Source organism: Corynebacterium suedekumii (assembly GCF_030252185.1).
In the GTDB taxonomy this organism is placed as follows: Bacteria; Actinomycetota; Actinomycetes; order Mycobacteriales; family Mycobacteriaceae; genus Corynebacterium; species Corynebacterium suedekumii.
Map to the genome: position 1 here is coordinate 1,569,474 of NZ_CP126970.1, position 19,384 is coordinate 1,588,857.

The following is a 19,384-nucleotide window of genomic DNA, read 5'->3' on the forward strand; positions in this document are numbered from 1 at the left end:
CCCGGTCCACGCGGATACCCTGAAGCCGAAGTTTCATTTCCCCTCCCCATGGAAGGTGGCACACAGCGTGTCCGGAAGCCTGATCATCGTCCTGATCATCGTGGTGTGGCTGTTTGTGCTCGCTCCGCTCCTCCTGCGCGGCCAGAAGCCGATCCGCCGCGCCGGCGAAGCATTCGACGACACCCGCGTCCTCTACCAGGGCGGCACCGACGTCCTGCCCGGGCGTCGTCGCCCGCGCCTGACCCCGGCCGACGTGCGCCGCGCCCACGAGACGGAGGAGGACGACTACGAGGTCGTCGCCGCCGAGGAGGACGTCCTGCTTGACGACGACCGCCCCTCCCGCACCTTCAGCGGCTCCACCGCCGCCAGCGCCTTCAAGGGGATGTTCACCCGCAAGGAGGAACCGGCCGAGGAGAAGGAGGAGGTCGCCGAGGTCGTCGACGGGGATCTCGTCCACGAGATCGAGGCCCCGGAGACTGGGGAGACTGCGGAGCACACCGACGCCGATGAGTCCGAGGTGGTGACCGAGGAGGCCCGGTACGACGAGGAGGATGACGAGCGCGACGCCGTCTACGCCTACGACGACTCCTACGTCTCCCCGGCCGACCTGATGTACCCCGACACCCGCGACTCGGATGTGGTGGAGGTGCTCGAGGAGGAGCCTGCCGACGACGCTGCAACCGATGCTCAGGATGATGCCTATGCCGATCAGCTGGACAGCGAGCTCGACGACGAACTCTCCGACGAGGACATCGAGTTCGCCGAGCGCCGCCGCGGCCGTGGCGGTTACGACCCCGTCGCTGACGCCGAGTACACCCTCACCCGCTACCAGCGTCGCCAGCGCACCCTCATCGGCCTCGGTGCCGCCGTCCTGGTCACCGCGATCCTCGCGTTCATCCTCGGCGGCTGGATCTGGGCACTGGCGGGCATCGCCCTCGCGGCCACCGCCATCTACCTCGTTGCCCTGCGTAACCAGGTCCGTCAGGAGGAGGCCCTGCGTCACCGCCGGATCCGCCAGCTGCGCCGCGCCAGCCTCGGTGTCCGCAACGCCGCCGACGAGGAACTCAACATCCCCCGCAACCTCCGCCGCCCCGGCGCCGTGGTCCTCGAGCTTGACGACGAATCCCCCGACTTCGATTACCTCCCGGTCACCGAGTCCCACTTCGAGGAGGACTACGAGCCCGCCCCGCGCCGCGGCTTCCGTCGCCTCGACCGCATCTCCGACGACCGTCGGGCCGGCTGATTTTTCCTCCCCGCCCCGGCAGGAGTAACGTGTGAATCTGCTCCCGCCAGGGAGCGTACGGGGCTATAGCTCAGTTGGTAGAGCGTCGCGTTCGCAATGCGAAGGTCAGGGGTTCGATTCCCCTTAGCTCCACAATTGAAGACGTACTAGAACTCCTGACATCTGTAGGTGCGGGTTCTGGTGTGAGGGCGGCGAAGGGCTCAGCGAGTCGGATCGTCGCCCGTTCGTCTTCGCTGATCTCGATTCCGTCGGTGAGTGCCTGGTTCGCCAGACGTTTGCCTTGGTCGTTCGTGCGCGCGTAGAGCGTTGCGCAGTCGACCAGCAGGCCGAGGGCCGTGCTGAGTTGTTTGCGTGCTCCGGTGTGGTGGTCGTGCTCGCTGGCGAGGCGGCGGTCGATGTCGGCTAGCTGTAATGACCGGGGAGGTTAGTTAACCGGGTGATCGGTGGCTGACCTCCGCATGCGGAATGGGGTCGGTGGTGATTGTAGTCATGCAGCCACCGACCCAACGCGTTTCTGCGTTCCTGCTCCGACAGGTAATGCCGGGCATAGGCCCACCCATCGGTCAGGGTGCGATGAAACCGCTCAATCTTGCCATTGGTCTGCGGTCGGTACGGCCTGGTCCACTTCGGGGTGATCCCCACCTCCCCGCAGGTCTGCTGCCATAGCTTCGACCGGTAGGCTGACCCGTTGTCACTGATCACCCGCTCCACGGTGATCCCACGCTGATCGAACCACCCGATAGCTCGTTGCAGTACCCCGACCGCGGTGACCGCTTTCTCGTCATCGTGGATCTCGGCGTACGCCACCCTCGAGTGATCATCGATGACGGTGTGGACGAAACAGTGCCCCATCAACGGCTCGCGGTAACGGTTGCGGGGTTTGCCCGGGGTCGCAGCCCGGTGGCGATCGCCCTGGCGCTTGCCGACGTCGGCCCATCCACCACCGTCAGGGATGTTGCCGAACTTGGTGACATCGACATGGATGAGCGCACCGGGGTGGTCGTGTTCGTATCGGCGTACCGGCTCGCCGGTGGCCCGGTCGGTGTACGCCAGGCGGTGGAGCCGGCACCGTTTCAGGATCTGGTGCGCGGTCGACGGGGCGATCCCGCACAAAGCGGCCAGCTGCAGCGGCCCGAGACGTTTACGCAGACGCAGTGACACCACCCGTTTGACCACGTGCTGGGGTGTCTTGTTCGGGCTGGTGTGTGGTCGGGAGGAGCGGTCGGTCATGGGCTGGCCGGCGCGGTAGCGCTCGGCCCAGCGTTTGACGGTGGGCCAGGAGCACTGGAACCGGGCGGCGACCTCGGAGATGGGATGACCGTCGTCGACAACGAGGCGGGCGACCTTGAGGCGGTGACGGGGAGTCAGGGCTGCGTTAGCATGAGACATCGAAGACCTCTTGTGTGGCTGGGTTGGATTAGAGCACTTCCCATTCCACACGGGAGGTCTTCGTCATGTCACCGGATCACACAGATTCGACCAACGTCTCCGGTCAGTACAGCTAGGTCTTCGGCGTCAGGTCCTAAAACGGTGCCTCGTCGTGTGTCGACCACGGATTCGGTGGTGTTGGCGGCAGGGCCTCCTCGGGCAGCGGCAGGTTTGCGACGACGTAGAGGTTCAAGATGTCGTCGCGATCCATAAACATGATCTGACTGCGCTTGTTAGCGTCGAGAGCGTTGCCAAGCCAGTTGCGGGCTGCCTTGGTGATCTCGCCACCTGCCACGATGAAGGCGTGATCGACCAAGACGCGACGGTTGGTTTCGGGATCGAAGATCTCGTGTGCCAACGGACCTGACCCCTGTTTGGTAGACACCCGACAACCCGGCTTTCTGCCGGGGAGGAAAGGTAACCTGCCACCATGCCGATCAAGACCTACACCGAGGAGTTCCGCCGCGACGCGGTCGCCCTCTACGAGAATTCCCCCGGCGTATCGATCAACGCCCTCGCCGCCGAACTCGGCGTCAACCGCAACACCCTCCAGATCTGGGTCCGCAAATACGGCACCGGAGCCCGCACCAGCAGCTCGGATTCTTCCTCCAGCTCTGACACACCGACCGTGGTGACCGAAGCGGAACGCATCCGCCAGCTGGAACGAGAAGTACGCAGACTCCGGGAGGAACGCGATATTCTGCGCAAGGCCGCGAAATATTTTGCGGAAGAGACGACCTGGTGATCCGCTTCCAGTTCGTTGACGACGCCAAGAACAGCCATTCGGTCAAGCGGTTATGTGAGGTTCTGAAACTCAACCGGTCCTCGTACTACAAATGGAGAAACACCTCCTCCGCCAGGACACAACGCCTGCTCAGCGACGCGATCCTCGGCGCACGGGTCAAGGCCGTGTTCGCCGCAGAACGCGGCTGCTACGGCTCCAAACGCATCACGGCGCAACTCAACGACGACTCGCCCGGCAGCCCGGTCAATCACAAGAAAGTCGCCCGGATCATGCGCTCGTTGCAGCTGGTTGGCTACTCGAAGAAGCGCAAGGTCACCACGACTGTCTCGGATGGGAGGAAGCCGGTGTTTCCGGACCTGGTGGGGAGGAAATTCACCGCCCCGGCACCAAACCAGGTCTACGTCGGCGATATCACGTACCTGCCGATCGCGGACGGGTCGAATATGTACCTCGCCACCGTCATCGACTGTTTCTCCCGCCGGCTGGCCGGCTTCGCGATCGCCGATCACATGCGTACTTCCCTGGTCCAGGACGCCCTGGTGATGGCCAAGGGTCAGCGCGGAAGTCTCGACGACGCAATTTTTCACTCGGACCATGGCAGTGTCGGCGGATTCAACTGGTCGTCGCAACACCTCGATGACATGGAGGTGTGTGATGCTACGTCGTCAGGCGGATGCGGATCGAGCGGTGCGACAACCGATGCGCTCTCCGGGGCGCCCGCCCCCGCGACGGGAGGTCGAGCGGGCATTCTGGGTACAGATCGCTGATGGGCTTACGAGCGAGGATGCCGCGGTTGCTGTTGGTGTGTCAGCACCGGTGGGTACGCGGTGGTTTCGCCATGCTGGAGGTATGCCTCCACTAGATCTTGCTCCAGCTGCTGGCCGTTATCTCTGCTTTGCTGAGCGTGAAGAGATCGCGCTGTTACACGTTCAAAATGTCGGCGTCCGTGAGATCGCCCGACGACTCGGACGCGATCCCGGGACAGTCTCCCGGGAACTGCGGCGAAACGCCGCGACCCGTGCCGGGGAAGTGGAGTACCGGGCTTCCGTTGCGCAGTGGAAGGCCGAGTCTGCGGCCAAGCGGCCCAAACAAGCGAAACTGGTGACCAACACCGCGCTGCGTGACTATGTGCAACAACGCCTTGAGGGCAGCGTCAGTCTGCCGGACGGGACGGTAGTTCAGGGGCCCGATGCACCGCGCTGGAAGGGACGAAACAAGCCACACCGAGAGGACCGTCAATGGGTCACGGGTTGGAGCCCGGAACAAATCTCGCACCGGCTGAAAGTTGATTTCCCTGATGATGGTGCCATGAGGATCAGCCACGAAGCGATTTACCAGTCGCTGTTCATCCAGGGGCGCGGCGCACTCAAGCGCGAGCTCGTCACGTGTCTACGCACTGGTCGAGCGCTGCGGAAACCACGACGGCGTTCACGGAACAAGCCACAAGGCCATGTCACAGACGATGTCGTCATCTCCGAGCGTCCCGCCGAAGCGGCGGACCGCGCGGTGCCTGGACATTGGGAGGGGGATCTGATCATCGGCACACACCAGTCCGCGATCGGAACGCTCGTCGAGCGCAAGAGCCGCTCTGTGCTGCTGGTGCACCTGCCACGACTTGCAGGCTACGGGCAGCAGCCGCGAGTGAAAAACGGGCCGGCCTTGGCCGGCCACGGCGCGACCGCGATGGCTGATGCGCTCACCCGAGCAATCACGGATCTACCGCAGCAACTGCGTAAGACGTTGACCTGGGATCGAGGCAAGGAGTTGGCAGAGCATGCCAGATTCGCGTTCGAGACCGGCACCACGGTGTTTTTCGCTGATCCGCACTCGCCTTGGCAGCGGCCCACGAACGAAAACACCAATGGGCTGCTGCGACAGTACTTCCCCAAGGGCACCGACCTGTCGAGATGGGGTGCTGACGATCTCGCCGCGGTCGCGTACACGTTAAATAACCGGCCGAGGAAAGTGCTCAACTGGAAAACCCCAGCCGAGGTATTCACAGAGCAGCTACCATCGGCCCAAGAACCTGGTGTTGCGACCACCGATTGAATCCGCCGTCTACACTTCCCATGCGTTCCAGGAGACGTGCAGAACGCTGGGGATCCGGCAGTCGATGGGCGCGATCGGCAGCAGCGCTGATAATGCCCTGGCGGAGTCCTTCAACGCCGCGTTGAAGCGTGAGGTCCTCCAGGACGCGAAGACGTTTGCCAATCAGTTGCAGTGCCGGCGAGATGTTTTCCGCTGGTGTACCCGCTACAACACCACGCGTCGGCATTCCTGGTGCGGGTATCTCGCTCCAGCAGTGTTTGAAGAGCAATGTCCTGTTACGCTGAGATCTGCTTCCTGATCACATCCCCCGTGTCTACTTTCCGGGGGTCGGGCCCAACATCATGAGCGCCTGGTTGTAGATCTCCGCCATGTTGGCGTTTCCCGTCTTGGTAACCCCCGAAGCGTCAAGCTTGCCTTTCTTCGCCTGGATGCCGAAGTAGAGAATGTGCTGTGTCGGCAAGGTGTAGCGCATCCAAATGTCCTTGCCGTACTCCAGGGCCTTGTCCTTGTGCCCGGCGGCGGTGATGCGGTGGTAGCCAAGTTGCCTGAACAGCGGGAGGAGCACCTCCTCAATGAGGTCATCCTCGCTGCATTGGTCGAGGTACGCCGTCAGGAGCTGCCGCCGCTCCAGCTCAGCCTTGCTGAAGGGGCGGTGGGGGTTGGCGGCAAGGATGGTCACGGTCTGGGTGCCGACATGACGGAGGTAGCAGTGGTTGTCCTCGCCATAGAACGCCTCGAAACCTTCGCGGCCAAGTACCTCATTGAGTTGCGCGAGCGCCCGAGGACGGTCGGACCCTTCGTTGAGCCGATCGGCCGGGCTCATCAGTTGGTCGATGAGGCGGCAGAAGATCTCTGGCGGGCGGTTGGGTCCGTCGTGCGGTTCGGCCAGCATCTGTTCCAATACATCTGCCACCCAGCGGTGGCGAGTTGAACCGTCATGCTGGTATTCGGTCTCCAGCTCTTGGAAGAACTCGGTGATGTACATGCTGGACCTGTAAGGGAAGTACTTGGCCTCGTCCACATTCTCAGCGTCGTCACGGCCCGCGTTGCCCACGATGAGGTCAGCGAGAGCTTCGAGGTTGCGGCGCTTGAACTTCATAGTGCCATTGTCGCAAATGAAGCCGACAAGCCTCCGGACTCAGCAGCGCTCATGTGCCGCTGCTTGTGCACGGGGGCACCCTGGGGGTGCGGTCCGAGGAGAAGTCAGAGCAAGTCTCTCGTGTGCGTCCAGACGGTCATCCGATGCACATCGAACCGCTGGCAGATAGAGACGACGCTTTCGCCGTTCGTGCGGGCGGTTCGGATAGCGTCCACTTGGCTCTCCGTGAGGGGTGTTCTAGCTCGTCTCCTAGGGTTCGCCACGACGCCCGGCTCATCGTCAGCGGCACCGTCTGACTCGAGACCCATACCGAGTTTCGCTTGATTCCACGCGGAACTGAGCCGCTCGAACCGCTGCCAGGTGTTCGGTTTGAGTCCGCCCGCGTCCACCATCCTGTGGCCCCTGCCAGTTCGCTGGCAGGGGCTTTCCCTATTACCCCGGCAACGAGCGCAGGTCGGGCTTCGAGCGGCACGTACGCATTGTGCCGGAGGTTGGCGGGTGCTTGCCACGGGCGATAGTTCCGGTTCTGGCCTTGTTGCGACCCTGGACTCAGGCGAGGGCGTCGGTGTATAAGGGATTGAAACCCTGACAAACAAAGGTGACGCGCCATGCTCGAAGAGCTGCTCGACCTCGAACATCAGGGATGGACATCCCTCTGCAATAGCACGGGTGCAGACTTCTACGGGCAGATTATGGCCAGCGACGGCGTCATGGTCCTCGCCCACGGCCAGGTCTTCGACCGCCAGGCCGTCATCGAATCCCTGAACGAAGTACCCCCATGGCGGAGCTACGACATCGCCGATCAGAGGCTCGTCGCCCTCAGCGACGATCACGCGGTCCTTGTCTACACCGGCCGTGCCTACCGCGACGAGGATGAGCCCGCGTTCATCGCGCGCATGTCCAGCGTCTACAACCGTCAGGACGGCACCTGGCGACTCGCCCTCTACCAGCAGACGCCCATCCCATCGCAGGCGTAGAACCGGGTATCTCGACCTCATACCCAGCCACGCTGTCGAGCAGCGGGACATGCCGCGAACACCACCCCAACCGCACCAGAGGCCGGGAAGCCACAGTGGCAACCCGCTCCGAGTCTGTCAGCCCGCCGGGACGAAGTCCACGGATGCCTGTACCGCGGCAGCTCATCCCCTTCTCGCCCTTCACCATGACCGAACACAGAAGGCACCTGCTGACCCCGGGGACTCTCTTTCAATGCAGCCAGTGGTTGCATCTTCAGCAAGTGATTCCCGAAAGCCCGGAGTTCGACTCGTGCCCCTGACCTCCACCCCTTTGGCTCCGGGTGAAACAATCCTCACGGGGGAGGGAGGCCTCTCGATGGAGCAGGAGGCGATGCTTGACGCGCTCCACCGGCATAAGATCGATTTGGCTGACCGCGTGCTGGTGGTCAATTCGGGCGGCTACCTCGGCGAGTCGACCCGAAGCGAGATCGACTACGCGCGTGCCTCGGGCAAACCAGTCTCGTTCACCGAGCCTCAGTAGACGTAGACGCACGGCCCCACTGTGCGTCGGGCGACTCTGGCTCAGATGTGAGCGGGACCGCACCGTCGTCCCAACCTGTCCCGTTCGGGGGCGATTCGGTGTGCGCTGGCTGGCTACTCGGCGTGAAGATTCATCGAAGCGCACACAAGCACGGGGTTAGTCCCGGAGGATGCGGTTCAAGCGGCACCGGCGAGCGTCTGTAGTGTCCCCATCTGCCGATGAGGGGATGTCACGTGACCTTGCTCGATAGAACTTGCATGGTCTAAGATACAGGGATGTGGAGCGTCGATGTCACCTTGGTCCAGGACTGGCTCCTGGGCTTGGACGAGGACTCCTACGAGCAGGTGTCAGCGGCCATCGAGCTTCTGGGCGAGTACGGCCCACAGCTGGGTCGCCCGATCGTCGACACGGTCAACCGGTCGCGTCATCGCAACATGAAAGAGCTGAGGCCTGGCTCGTCAGGACGCACGGAGTTGCGGCTGCTGTTTGCCTTCGACCCCCAGCCCGAGGGATCTTCCTGGTCGCCGTCGACAAGGCTGGCAACTGGCAGCGCTGGTCCAAGAAGAACATCCCGGTGGCCGATGACCTGTTCGACGCCCACCTGCAACGACTGAAGGAGAAGTGAGCGACATGACCACCCTCGATGAGCTGCACCAGCGACGCCCGGTCAACCGTGGCCGGGTGGAGGAGCACAAGCAGCGGATGCTGGCCCAGGTCCGGGCCTCTCGGCTGCGTGAGCTCCGTGAGGCCACCGGGCTCACCCAGGCACAGCTTGCCGAGCGCATCGGCGTGGGCCAGCGGCAGGTCTCCAAGATCGAGCACGGGGACCTGGACAACGCCAAGATCGGCACGATCAGGCGCTATCTCGAGGCGGTCGGCGGCGACCTGTCAATCGAGTACGTCAGGGGAGACAGCCGTATCCAAGTCGCCTGAAAGCATGCGCACATGCCGCTCCTGGGACATAAGACCAGCAGCGTGCCTGCGCTGAACGCCACACGCCAAATCGAGCCGTGGATGTCCGAAGTCAAGGGGGCCGCCGCGTCGTCGACTGGCTCCTGACCTCACGGGGCTGGCGGGCAGCTCACGCCCCGCGTGAGACCTGGGTTAGTCCCTGGCGTATTGGTCTTGTCTGAGTAATACGGCGGGCTGGATCAACATCAGGTGATTTCCGAAGGCCAAGAGTTCGACACGTGCCCCCTGAGCTCCACCCCTGTAACCCCTGCCAGTGCGCTGGCAGGGGTTTTTCGAATCATGCCCCATGCGCAGACACCGACTACTGGCGGCTCGTCGATGTCGATGCGACCAGCCTCCACAGCTATGGACTCGTCAACACACCGTTCCTCGGGAGGTGCCCGTCGAAGGTGATCGGGACGGCGTTCGCCGTCGTCGGGTCGCGGTGATCCATGGCCTGGAGGTGCAGATGTGGCTCCGTGCTGTTGCCGCTGTTTCCGCACGCGCCGACCCGATCGCCGGCCTTCACGCGACTGCCCATGGCCACGGCGAGACTTCCCTGGCGCAAATGGCACAGGGCAACGTACGGGCCGGCGTCGGTTCGGATCAGTACGTGGTTGCCTGCCAGGGCGCTCCACCCTGCAGCAGCTCGGCGGCCCTGGCTGAGGACGTAGGCGACGGAGGGGAGACCTCTGTGGGCATCATGATCGACCTGGTGATCATCGAGTGCGACCACGACTCCATCGGCGGGGGCGAGCACATCGCGACCGAACCCGGGGAATCGGGTCGGGGGCTCAGGCCGCACCCACGTGGCGAACCGAATCGGCGCGGTGCGCCCGCGGTGGTCGACAGGTACGAAGTCGATCGAATACGAACTCGCGAATGCGGCCGTGCCGTGGCTGGGCACGCGGTTCGCGGGCGAGTTCTGGACGAGCCACGGTCCACTGAACGGATAGCGGAGATCCACTGGAGTCATCGGCAGCCGACCTTTCGTGGGCGCACAACGCAGGTATGACGTTGACCGTCATCGTCTCACGTGGCCCACCGGGTGGCGACCCGTCGGCCTGCTGCCAGGCGGTGGTGGCACCGGAGTCCTTTGTTCGTGCTGCACCGGACCCGGGAGGCACAAGACGACGGTGCCCAGATCCAGAGTGTCCCAGCCCGTCGTGGGTAACAGCTCGACGCAGTGAGCCCCGTGTGCAGCACTGCTCCTGGGTCTGTGACGACCCATGACCGCCACGGGTGGCGTGGGAAGGGGGCCGTCCCTCGCGGCACGGCCACCACCTATCTGGCGGCGTAGTCCTGCAGCGCCTTGAGGACGATGGTCCAGCCGCCGACCTGGCCGTCGAGGGTCTCGCGGGTCTGGGGTGGGGCCATGTTCTCCACGAGCAGGACGACGGTGTTGTCGCCGTCGGGGGACGAGGGTGAACTCGATGAGTGAGGCGTCATCTCCCGGGGTCGGGTCACCGAGTTCGCCCCAGTAGAAGTGGAGTCGCTCGTCGGGGTCGAAGCGGGTGACGTGGATGGGCATGAGGCCGTGGCCGACCCATTCGAAGGTGCCGTGGGCGCCCGCGTGCGTGCCGGTGGGAAAGACGGCCGGGTGGCCCCACCACTGTTCGATGTGTTCGGGGGTGATGAGCAGTTCCCACGCCCGCTCCCGTGGCACGGGGAGGCGGGCGGAACCGAGGACGGTGAGGGTGGGTTCGTGCGGTGAGCAGGGCACGGGCGACCTCGACACCGCGGGAGGTCTCCCCGAGGTTGACGGTCTCCGGTGCCAGGAGGATCCTCATGTCCACACCCCGGAGGAGCCGCGCCGCCAGGAGCCGACGAGGTGGGTGTCCACGACACCGATGGCCTCCATGAGCGCGAAGATGGTGGTGGGGCCGACGAACGTGAAGCCCTCCTTCTTCAGTGCCCTGGCCAGGGCGGCGGATTCGGGGGAGCGGGAGGGGACGTCGTCGGCCGTGACGGGGGCGGGGGTCTCGGCGGGCTGGTGCGACCAGATGAGCTCGACCAGGCCGCCCTTCTCGCGCAACTCGATGGTGGCCCGGGCGTTGGTGATCACGGCCTCGATCTTGCGGCGGTTGCGGATGATGCCGGAGTCGGTGAGCAGACGTTCGACATCCGCGTCGGTGAACACCGCCACCTCATCGGGGTTGAAGTCGGCGAAGGCGGCCCGGAACGCGGGGCGTTTGCGCAGGATGAGCTCCCAGGACAGGCCGGCCTGGAAGCCCTCGAGGCTCAGGCGCTCGAACAGACCCTGCTCGTCGCGGACGGGCATGCCCCATTCGGTATCGTAGTAGTCCCGCAGCAGGTCGGAGGTGCATGCCCAGGTGGGGCGGGCCCGGCCGTCCTCGCAGTGGATGAGGGAATCGGTGTCGGTGATGTCGGGGATGTCGGTGATGGTGGTCTCCATATCCTGTTGGACTGCCGGAAACGGTCAGCGGTTCCCCAGGACGCGTTGTTCGTGGTCGAGCAGCCACTGCTTGGCCGCCGGGCCACCGCGGTAGCCGCCGAGGGAACCGTCGGCGCGCAGCACCCGGTGGCAGGGGCGGATGATGGGCAGCGGGTTGGTGGCGCACGCGGAGCCGACGGCGCGGACGGCGAGGTCGTTGCCACAGGCGGCCGCCAGCTCGGTGTAGGACATCGTCTGCCCGAAGGCGATGTCGGCCAGGGCGGCCTGGGCGGTGGCCCGGAAGCCGGTGTCGGGGACGTCGAGCGGGAGGTCGAAGGTACGGCGGGTGCCGGCGAAGTATTCGGCGAGCTGCGCGGCGGCGTCGATAAGCAGGGAGAGGACCCCGTGCCCTCCCCGCCGAAGTCGACGGCGGTGAGCCCGCGGTCACTCGCGGTGAGGGTCAGCGGTCCAATGGGTGTGGAGATGAGCATGACGTACTCCTCGGGTGGGGTAGGAGGTAGTCTAATCGGCATGGATAAACCGGCCGTGAGGGATGCTGCGCTGCTGCTTCTGCGTCTCGTCCTCGGGATCGTGTTCGTGGCGCACGGCTGGGACAAACTGCTCATCACCGGGCTGACGGAGACCACCGGCCAGTTCAGCGCGTGGGGGGTGCCGCAGCCGAAACTGTCCGCCTACCTGGTCATGGCCGGCGAACTGCTCGGCGGGGCGCTGCTGGTGGTCGGGCTGCTCACCACCTTCGTCGCCGGTGCCCTGGCCCTGCTCATGGCCGCGGCGGTCTGGTTCGTGCACCTGGGCAACGGCCTGTTCGCCGCCGACGGCGGGGTGGAACTGCCGGCGGTGCTCATCGTGGCGTTGCTTATGATCGTCGTGTTCGGTGCCGGCCGCGCCAGCCTGGACGGGGTGCTCACCCGTGGTTGACCATGACCGGGTCCAGGCCGCCCTCTCCGCCCGCCTCGACGGCGAACCCGTCCCGCTGCCCGATGACGTCGTCGACGCCCACGTCGCCGAGTGCGGGCAGTGCGCCGCGTTCTGGGAGCAGTCGCTGGCGCTGAGCCGCACCCTCTCCTTCGCCGAGCCCGCCGACGGCGGCATGACCCCGCCGGACCTGTCCGAGGTCATCATCGCCGGCGTGGAACCGGAGTGGCGTCGCACCGCGAACGCCCGTGCCGTCGGTCTCGCGCTCGCGCGGGTCCTGCTCATCATCTCCGGCATCGCCTGGGTTCTGTGGTCCCTGCAGCTGCTCGGCGACGCCGGCGGCCTCACCGCCGTCACCTCCGGGGGGCAGGCCGACGGGCAGATCCTCGCCCCCGACGCCGACCCCGCTCCGCGGGTCTGCTTGTCGACGCCGCCGCCCACCGCCTCGGCATCGCCTTCGGCCTGTTCGCCGTGGCGTGGAAACCCCGCCTCGTCTCCGGCATGCTGCCCGTTGTCGGCGCCCTGTGGATGTTCCTGTTCGGCTTCACCGTCCGCGACATGGTCCTCGGCACCGTCGAGTCCGGCCAGTACCTCGGCCTGCTCCTGCTGCTGGTCACCCTCGCCGCCATGGCGTGGGCGTGGCTGTCGCACCACGGGTATGTCATGCTGCGCGCCGGGTGGCGGGAACTGGGCGCCACACCCGTGTAGGTCCAGCCTCAGGTCCAGCTCGGCAGCCACATGAGGGAGTGGTACCAGCCCTCCGGGATGACGATGCCGTAGAGGATGGGCAACCAGTAGAGGAACATCGCCACCGCCAACGCGAGGTAGGCGATGACGGCGAGCGTGCCCCACGTGATCGGGCCGCCGGCGAGGGTGCGGACGGTACGGAGCCCGACCTCGGGTCCGCGGCCGTGGAGCTGGCCGAGCGTGAGCGAGATGAGCACGATGGTGAAGGGGACGAGCGCGGTGGCGTAGAAGAAGTACATCTGCCGGTCGTAGCTGGCCAGCCACGGGAGGAATCCCGCGGCGAAGGCGACCAGGGGAATGAGGAAGCGGCGGTCGCGGCGGATGACCAGGCACCACAGCCCCCACAGCAGGACCGGGACGGTCAGCCACCAGATCGCGGGCGTGCCGAAGAGGAAGATCATCCGCCGGCACGTGCCGGCGGCGCAGTCGATGTCGGTGGAGGAGAAGTAGAGGATGGGGCGGGCGGCGACGAGCCACGCCCACGGCTTGGAGTCCCAGGGGTGCGAGTGCCCGCCGGAGGTGGTCAGGGAGGCGTGGAACTCGAGGACGGACTGGTGGTAGAACACGAACCCGGCGAGGGAGTCGGGCAGGGCGGCCAGCCAGGAGTCGTCCCCGATGGAGCCGTCGGTGGCGGCATGCCGGTAGACGGCGGTCTCGGAGGAGAACCACGCGCGCCAGGCCCACAGGTAGAGCAGGACGGGGACCACGACGATCGAGGCGAGGGCGGGCAGGACGTCACGCACGAGGGTGCCGGTGACGGGGCGGGTGGCGCCGTAGCGGCGTCGTAACGCAAGGTCACAGAACACGCTCATGAGGCCGAAGAAGGCGATGTAGTACAGCCCCGACCACTTCACGCCGAGGGAGAGTCCGAGGAACACGCCCGCGGTGAAACGCCACCAGCGGAACCCCAGGCGGGGGCCGAACGGCGAGTCGCCGAGCATGCCGTCACCCCACGCCCGGTGGAGGCGGCCGCGCATCTGCTCGTGGTCGAAGGCCAGGGCGCAGGCGGCGGCGACGATGAAGAACACCTGGAAGATGTCGAGCATGCCGAAACGGGAGCTGACCAGCAGCACCCCGTCGACGGTGGCCAGCAGGCCGGCGAAGAACGCCACCTGCCACGTCCCCGCCAGCCGGCGGGCCAGCAGCATGACGGCGACGACGGTGGCGGCGCCGAACAGGGCCGTCATCACCCGCCAGCCCAGCGGGGAGTAGCCGAAGACGAACTCGCCGAGGGCGATGAGCTGCTTGCCCAGCGGCGGGTGCACCACCAGGCCGTACCCGGGGTTGGACTCGATGCCGCCGATGAGCGGGTTGACCTGGGAACGGACCATGTCCCACGCCTGCGGGACGTAGTGCTTCTCGTCGAAGACCGGGGTGCCGGAGGCCACGGCGCTGGTCAGGCCCGCATACCGGGTGACCAGGGCCAGCGCCGCGATGACAAGCGTGGCGATGGTGTCCGCCCGCGTCCACGACCACGGCCGCGGGGGATCGGGGTGGATCCGCCGGGCGAACCCAGGGCCGACGGCAGGTGTGTCGGCGGTGGAGGTCGTGGCGGGGTTCACGGGAAAGAGTCTAGGGTACAAGGCATGTCCCGGCCTGAATCCCTTCCCCGACCTGTTCCCCGGGGCGTGGTCCTCGCGGCCACCCCGCTGGGCAACATCCACGACGCCTCCCCGCGGCTGCGCCAGGCGCTTGCCGACGCCGACGTCATCGCCGCCGAGGACACCCGCCGCGTCCGCACCCTCGCCACCGCCCTCGACGTGGAGATCCGCGGGAAGGTGATCTCCAACTTCGACCACAACGAGGCCGGTCGGGCCGCCGGACTGCTCGACGCCGCCCGCTCCGGCACCGTCCTCGTGGTCACCGACGCCGGTATGCCCCTGGTCTCCGACCCCGGCTACTCGCTCGTCGACGCGGCCCACGACGCCGGTGTGCCCGTCACCTGCCTGCCCGGCCCCTCCGCCGTCCCCACCGCCCTGGCCCTGTCCGGCCTGCCCGTGGGACGTTTCCTCTTTGACGGCTTCGCTCCCCGCAAGCCCGGCCCGCGCCGGGAATGGCTGGAATCGCTGCGGACCGAGGAACGCGCCGCCTGCTTCTTCGAGTCCCCGCACCGCCTGGCCGACACCCTCGCCGTCGCCGCCGAGGTGCTCGGGCCGACCCGCCGCGCCGCGGTGTGCCGGGAACTGACCAAGACCTATGAGGAGGTCCGCCGCGGCACCCTGCCCGAGCTCGCGGAGTGGGCCGCCGAGGGAGTCAAGGGTGAGATCACGGTGGTCATCGAAGGCGGCTCCCCGCGGGAGTTCGACGTGGAGTCGCTGGTCCCCGTCGTCGAGTCCCTCGTCGCCGAGGGGGTGCGGCTCAAGGACGCCTGCCGGCAGGTCGCCTCGGGCAGGGGAGTGTCCAACCGGGAACTCTACGAGGCGGTTCTCGCCGCGAGATAGGTCACACTAATGTGCATTGTTATGCAATTGTGAGTTTCGCCCGGGAGAAACGGGCCATGACCTCGCCTGATGTGGTGTTTCCGTGGTGGGCGCAACCTGGGACGGGCGTGGAATGGGCCTGCCATTTATGTCCGAATTCTCCCGGCCAGGTTTGCATTGACTGAGAATCTGGATAATGGTGCGTTTCATGACCACACCTGACAATTCCACAGAGCACCCGGGGGTTGGGTCGGCGGCTTCGGAGGCTTCGGCGGCGACGCCTGCCGAGCCGACCGCCACCGAGCAGCTCGCGACCATGATGTCGAACGCCGACTACATCGGCGACCGGATCGGCGGCGCGGCCCACCCGGACTTCCGGGAACCCGACGATGGCAAGGCCCGCTTCGACTGGGCGATCATCATCCCGGCCGCGGCCGTGATCATCGGCGTCGTCCTTTGGGCGATGCTCGGCTCGGACAGCTTCGCCTCCTTCGCGTCGAGCTCGCTGTCGTTCGTCGTGGACAACTTCGGCTGGGCGTTCGTCCTCTTCGGCACGATCTTCGTCGCCTTCATGATCATCATCGGCCTGTCCAAGTTCGGTTCCATCCGCCTGGGCGGCGACAACGAGGCGCCCGAGTTCCGAACCGTCTCCTGGATCGCCATGATGTTCGCCGCCGGCATGGGCATCGGCCTGATGTTCTACGGTGCCACCGAGCCGCTCACCTTCTACCGCGACGGTGTCCCCGGGCGGGCCGAGAACGAGGTCGGTACCGCCATGGCCTCGGCGATGTTCCACTGGACGCTGCACCCGTGGGCGATCTACGCCATCGTCGGCCTCGCCATCGCCTACTCCACCTTCCGCCGTAGCCGCCCCCAGCTCATCTCCTCCGCCTTCGTCCCCCTCATCGGGGAGAAGGGTGCGAAGGGGTTCCTGGGCAAGCTGATCGACACCCTGGCCATCATCGCCACCGTCTTCGGTACCGCCACCTCCCTCGGCGTGGGTGCCCTGCAGATCCGTGCCGGTCTCTCGGCTTCCGGCCTCATCGACTCGCCCGGTGACTGGACCATCGTGGGCATCATCTGCGTGCTCACCCTCGCGTTCATCGTCTCCGCCGTCTCCGGTGTGGGCAAGGGCATCCAGTACCTGTCCAACGCCAACATGATCATGGCCGCCATCCTGGCCATCTTCGTGTTCATCCTCGGCCCGACCGTGGCCATGCTCAACCTCATGCCCACCTCCATCGGCGCCTACTTCGCCCAGTTCTTCGAGATGGCCGGCCGCACCGGCGTCTCCGCCAACGGCACTGCCGGCGAGTGGCTGAGCACCTGGACCATCTTCTACTGGGCGTGGTGGATCTCCTGGTCCCCATTCGTCGGCATGTTCCTCGCCCGCATCTCCCGCGGCCGCACCATCCGTGAGTTCGCCATCGGCGTCCTCGTCGTCCCCTCGCTGGTCTCCGTCGTGTGGTTCTCCATCTTCGGCGGCACCGCGATCCGCTTCGAGCAGGACGGCAACTCCATCTGGGGTGACGGCTCCGCCGAATCCCAGCTGTTCAACCTGCTCCACCAGCTCCCCGGCGGCACCATCCTGGGTGTCGTCGCCATGATCCTGCTGGCCACCTTCTTCATCACCTCCGCGGACTCCGCCTCCACCGTGATGGGCACCCTCGCCCAGCACGGCCGCACCAACGCCACCCCGTGGGTGTCCGCGCTGTGGGGTCTGCTCACCGCCATCATCGGCATGGTGCTGCTCACCGTCAACGAGGATTCGCTGAGCAACCTGCAGTCCATCACCATCATCGCCGCCAGCCCGTTCCTCATCGTCATCATCTGCCTCATGATCGCCCTGACCAAGGACCTGCGCGAGGACACCCTCTACCTCGACTACCGATCCCAGCAGGAGTTCGCGGCCCGGCTCGCCCGGGAACGCCGGATCCACGCCGAGCACCAGCGGGCGAAGGAGAACAAGGCGCGTCGCCAGGAGCGTCTGGCCAAGCGCAACGGCAAGCGGCCCATCAAATAAGGTGTAACCCATGACCCAGTCTGTGCTTGTCTCCGTCGCCTGGCCGTACGCCAACGGCCCCCGCCACATCGGACATGTCGCCGGTTTCGGCGTCCCCTCCGATGTCTTCGCCCGCTATCAGCGGATGATCGGCAACGAGGTCCTCATGATCTCGGGTACAGACGAGCACGGCACCCCGCTGCTGGTCCAGGCCGACAAGGAGGGCGTGACGGTCAAGGAGCTGGCCGACCGCTACAACCGCCAGATCGTCGAGGACCTCGCCGGCCTCGGCCTGTCCTACGACCTGTTCACCCGCACCACCACCCGTAACCACTACGCGGTGGTGCAGGAGCTGTTCACCGGTCTGTACGAGAACGGCTACATGATCAAGGAGACCACCATGGGTGCGGTCTCCCCGTCGACCGGGCGCACCCTGCCGGACCGCTACATCGAGGGCACCTGCCCGATCTGCGGTGCCGACGGCGCCCGCGGCGACCAGTGTGACAACTGCGGCAACCAGCTCGACCCCGCCGACCTCATCAACCCGGTGTCCAGGATCAACGGCGAGACCCCGGACTTCGTCGAGACCGAGCATTTCCTCCTCGACCTGCCCTCCCTGGCCGACGCGCTGGGGCAGTGGCTGCGCGGCCGCGAGGACTGGCGCCCCAACGTGCTCAAGTTCTCCCTCAACCTCCTCGAGGACCTGCGCCCCCGCGCCATGACCCGCGACATCGACTGGGGTGTCCCCATTCCCGTGGAGGGCTGGCAGGACAACAACGCCAAGAAGCTCTACGTGTGGTTCGACGCCGTCATCGGCTACCTGTCCTCCTCCATCGAGTGGGCGTGGCGTTCCGGTGACCCGGACGCGTGGCAGCAGTGGTGGCAGAACCCGGACGCCCTCGGCTACTACTTCATGGGCAAGGACAACATCACCTTCCACTCCCAAATCTGGCCGGCCGAGCTCCTCGGCTACGCCGGCAAGGGTGCCAAGGGCGGATCGGTCCACCGCTACGGCGAGATCAACCTGCCCACCGAGGTCGTCTCCTCCGAGTTCCTCACCATGTCCGGCTCGAAGTTCTCCTCCTCCAAGGGTGTGGTCATCTACGTCAAGGACTTCCTCGCCGAGTTCGGCCCGGACCCGCTGCGCTACTTCATCGCCGTCGCCGGCCCGGAGAACACCGACACCGACTTCACGTGGGACGAATTCGTCCGCCGGGTGAACAACGAACTGGCCAACGGCTGGGGCAACCTGGTCAACCGCACCGTGTCCATGGCGCACAAGAACTTCGGTGAGGTCCCCGTACCGGCGTCACTGACCGAGGCCGACCAGAAGATCCTCGACCTCGCGGCCGAGACCTTCGACAACGTGGGCGAGGCACTGGCGCAGTCCAAGTTCAAGGCCGGCATCACCGCCGCCATGCACGTCGTCGGTGAGGCCAACGCCTACATCGCCGAGCAGGAGCCGTGGAAGCTGGCCAAGGACGAGTCGCAGCGCGAGCGCCTGGCCACCGTCCTGTGGACCGCGCTCCAGGTCGTCTCCGACTGCAACGTCATGCTCACCCCCTACCTGCCGCACATCGCGCAGCAGGTCCACGAGACCCTCGGCCGGGACGGCGTGTGGGCCGCCCGCCCGGAGATCCACGAGGTCACCGACGACATGCCGGTCGACCTCGTCGGCGTCGGTCTGCCCGAGGAAGGTCAGAGCTACCCGGTCATCACCGGCGACTACACCACCCAGCAGGCGGCGTGGAAGCGTATCGACGTCGTCCCCGGCACCACCCTGGCCAAGCCCAAGCCGCTCATCCAGAAGCTCGACCCCGAACTCGCGGAGACCGGCCCGTCCTGGGCCCCGGTCCTGGCCTGACATGGGCC

General features: G+C 66.1%; 18 protein-coding genes, 1 tRNA gene and 6 pseudogenes. 15 read left to right on the plus strand and 10 right to left on the minus strand.

Annotation, left to right across the window (positions count from 1 at the left end; genetic code table 11):
- Nucleotides 1–67 precede the first annotated feature (67 nt).
- Together sepX and QP029_RS07880 are read left to right on the plus strand one after the other, a co-directional pair.
- Nucleotides 68–1,243, plus strand: a complete 1,176-nt coding sequence (sepX, locus tag QP029_RS07875) for a divisome protein SepX/GlpR (RefSeq protein ID WP_284873800.1) — start codon at nt 68–70, stop codon at nt 1,241–1,243.
- A gap of 59 nt (nt 1,244–1,302) precedes the next feature.
- Nucleotides 1,303–1,375: transfer RNA gene (locus QP029_RS07880), tRNA-Ala, on the plus strand.
- Nucleotides 1,376–1,645: 270 nt separating this feature from the next.
- Here QP029_RS07880 and QP029_RS07885 read toward each other — a convergent pair.
- Both QP029_RS07885 and QP029_RS07890 read right to left on the minus strand, forming a co-directional pair.
- On the minus strand, nt 1,646–2,632 hold the full coding sequence (locus QP029_RS07885) for an IS481 family transposase (protein ID WP_284873801.1): 987 nt from the start codon (nt 2,630–2,632) through the stop codon (nt 1,646–1,648).
- 133 nt (nt 2,633–2,765) lie between these two features.
- The gene (locus QP029_RS07890) at nt 2,766–3,029 is read right to left on the minus strand and encodes a hypothetical protein (RefSeq protein WP_284873802.1); all 264 of its coding nucleotides are present in this window, start codon (nt 3,027–3,029) and stop codon (nt 2,766–2,768) included.
- Between the two features lie 72 nt (nt 3,030–3,101).
- Here QP029_RS07890 and QP029_RS07895 point away from each other — a divergent pair.
- The 3 genes and pseudogenes from QP029_RS07895 to QP029_RS07905 form a co-directional block, all read left to right on the plus strand.
- A pseudogene (locus tag QP029_RS07895) lies at nt 3,102–4,025 on the plus strand (IS3 family transposase); the annotation flags it as partial.
- 45 nt (nt 4,026–4,070) lie between these two features.
- Nucleotides 4,071–5,465, plus strand: coding sequence for an IS30 family transposase (locus QP029_RS07900; RefSeq protein WP_284873803.1), 1,395 nt, complete (start codon nt 4,071–4,073; stop codon nt 5,463–5,465).
- Between the two features lie 4 nt (nt 5,466–5,469).
- Nucleotides 5,470–5,763: pseudogene (locus QP029_RS07905) on the plus strand (integrase core domain-containing protein); the annotation flags it as partial.
- A gap of 15 nt (nt 5,764–5,778) precedes the next feature.
- Here the strand turns inward: QP029_RS07905 and QP029_RS07910 are convergent.
- Entirely contained in the window at nt 5,779–6,564 is a 786-nt protein-coding gene (locus QP029_RS07910) for a hypothetical protein (RefSeq protein ID WP_284873804.1), read from the minus strand.
- Nucleotides 6,565–7,172: 608 nt separating this feature from the next.
- Here QP029_RS07910 and QP029_RS07915 point away from each other — a divergent pair.
- The 4 genes and pseudogenes from QP029_RS07915 to QP029_RS07930 all read left to right on the plus strand — a co-directional run bounded on the left by QP029_RS07915 (nt 7,173) and on the right by QP029_RS07930 (nt 8,994).
- Entirely contained in the window at nt 7,173–7,541 is a 369-nt protein-coding gene (locus QP029_RS07915) for a nuclear transport factor 2 family protein (RefSeq protein WP_284873805.1), read from the plus strand.
- Nucleotides 7,542–7,896: 355 nt separating this feature from the next.
- Nucleotides 7,897–8,061: a hypothetical protein gene (locus QP029_RS07920; protein ID WP_284873806.1), complete on the plus strand. Its 165-nt coding sequence runs from the start codon at nt 7,897–7,899 to the stop codon at nt 8,059–8,061.
- A gap of 275 nt (nt 8,062–8,336) precedes the next feature.
- A pseudogene (locus tag QP029_RS07925) lies at nt 8,337–8,686 on the plus strand (type II toxin-antitoxin system RelE/ParE family toxin).
- A 5-nt stretch (nt 8,687–8,691) separates the two neighbouring features.
- Complete coding sequence (locus QP029_RS07930) at nt 8,692–8,994, plus strand: helix-turn-helix domain-containing protein (protein WP_284873807.1); 303 nt, start codon at nt 8,692–8,694, stop codon at nt 8,992–8,994.
- A 382-nt stretch (nt 8,995–9,376) separates the two neighbouring features.
- On the opposite strand, the gene QP029_RS07935 is transcribed toward QP029_RS07930, so the two are convergent.
- The 6 genes and pseudogenes from QP029_RS07935 to QP029_RS14300 form a co-directional block, all read right to left on the minus strand.
- Nucleotides 9,377–9,988 carry a M23 family metallopeptidase gene (locus tag QP029_RS07935; protein ID WP_284873808.1) on the minus strand — a complete coding sequence of 204 codons (612 nt, stop codon included), beginning with the start codon at nt 9,986–9,988 and terminating at the stop codon, nt 9,377–9,379.
- A 308-nt stretch (nt 9,989–10,296) separates the two neighbouring features.
- The gene (locus tag QP029_RS07940; RefSeq protein ID WP_284873809.1) at nt 10,297–10,461 is read right to left on the minus strand and encodes a hypothetical protein; all 165 of its coding nucleotides are present in this window, start codon (nt 10,459–10,461) and stop codon (nt 10,297–10,299) included.
- Between the two features lie 22 nt (nt 10,462–10,483).
- Nucleotides 10,484–10,750 (minus strand): annotated as a pseudogene (locus tag QP029_RS14295) (SRPBCC domain-containing protein); the annotation flags it as partial.
- 48 nt (nt 10,751–10,798) lie between these two features.
- Complete coding sequence (locus QP029_RS07945; RefSeq protein ID WP_284873810.1) at nt 10,799–11,428, minus strand: DNA-3-methyladenine glycosylase I; 630 nt, start codon at nt 11,426–11,428, stop codon at nt 10,799–10,801.
- A 24-nt stretch (nt 11,429–11,452) separates the two neighbouring features.
- The gene (locus QP029_RS14215; RefSeq protein ID WP_349293704.1) at nt 11,453–11,659 is read right to left on the minus strand and encodes a methylated-DNA--[protein]-cysteine S-methyltransferase; all 207 of its coding nucleotides are present in this window, start codon (nt 11,657–11,659) and stop codon (nt 11,453–11,455) included.
- A gap of 179 nt (nt 11,660–11,838) precedes the next feature.
- A pseudogene (locus QP029_RS14300) lies at nt 11,839–12,033 on the minus strand (hypothetical protein); the annotation flags it as partial.
- Between QP029_RS14300 and QP029_RS07955 the strand changes: the two are divergent.
- From QP029_RS07955 to QP029_RS07960, 3 genes and pseudogenes are all read left to right on the plus strand, one after another.
- Complete coding sequence (locus tag QP029_RS07955; RefSeq protein WP_284873811.1) at nt 11,939–12,346, plus strand: DoxX family protein; 408 nt, start codon at nt 11,939–11,941, stop codon at nt 12,344–12,346. The pseudogene QP029_RS14300 and the gene QP029_RS07955 overlap by 95 nt on opposite strands.
- Nucleotides 12,339–12,407: pseudogene (locus tag QP029_RS14305) on the plus strand (zf-HC2 domain-containing protein); the annotation flags it as partial. The gene QP029_RS07955 and the pseudogene QP029_RS14305, both read left to right, overlap by 8 nt.
- A gap of 245 nt (nt 12,408–12,652) precedes the next feature.
- Nucleotides 12,653–13,051, plus strand: a complete 399-nt coding sequence (locus QP029_RS07960; RefSeq protein ID WP_284873812.1) for a hypothetical protein — start codon at nt 12,653–12,655, stop codon at nt 13,049–13,051.
- A gap of 8 nt (nt 13,052–13,059) precedes the next feature.
- Here QP029_RS07960 and pmt read toward each other — a convergent pair whose 3' ends face one another.
- On the minus strand, nt 13,060–14,652 hold the full coding sequence (gene pmt / locus QP029_RS07965; RefSeq protein ID WP_284873813.1) for a protein O-mannosyltransferase: 1,593 nt from the start codon (nt 14,650–14,652) through the stop codon (nt 13,060–13,062).
- A gap of 24 nt (nt 14,653–14,676) precedes the next feature.
- On the opposite strand from pmt, the gene rsmI reads away from it, so the two are divergent.
- From rsmI to metG, 3 genes are all read left to right on the plus strand, one after another.
- Nucleotides 14,677–15,531 (plus strand): 16S rRNA (cytidine(1402)-2'-O)-methyltransferase, encoded by an 855-nt coding sequence (gene rsmI, locus QP029_RS07970; protein WP_284873814.1) that lies wholly within the window; start codon nt 14,677–14,679, stop codon nt 15,529–15,531.
- A gap of 187 nt (nt 15,532–15,718) precedes the next feature.
- Nucleotides 15,719–17,533 (plus strand): BCCT family transporter, encoded by a 1,815-nt coding sequence (locus QP029_RS07975; RefSeq protein WP_284873815.1) that lies wholly within the window; start codon nt 15,719–15,721, stop codon nt 17,531–17,533.
- Nucleotides 17,534–17,543: 10 nt separating this feature from the next.
- Nucleotides 17,544–19,376 (plus strand): methionine--tRNA ligase, encoded by a 1,833-nt coding sequence (gene metG / locus QP029_RS07980; protein ID WP_284873816.1) that lies wholly within the window; start codon nt 17,544–17,546, stop codon nt 19,374–19,376.
- Nucleotides 19,377–19,384: the final 8 nt, after the last annotated feature.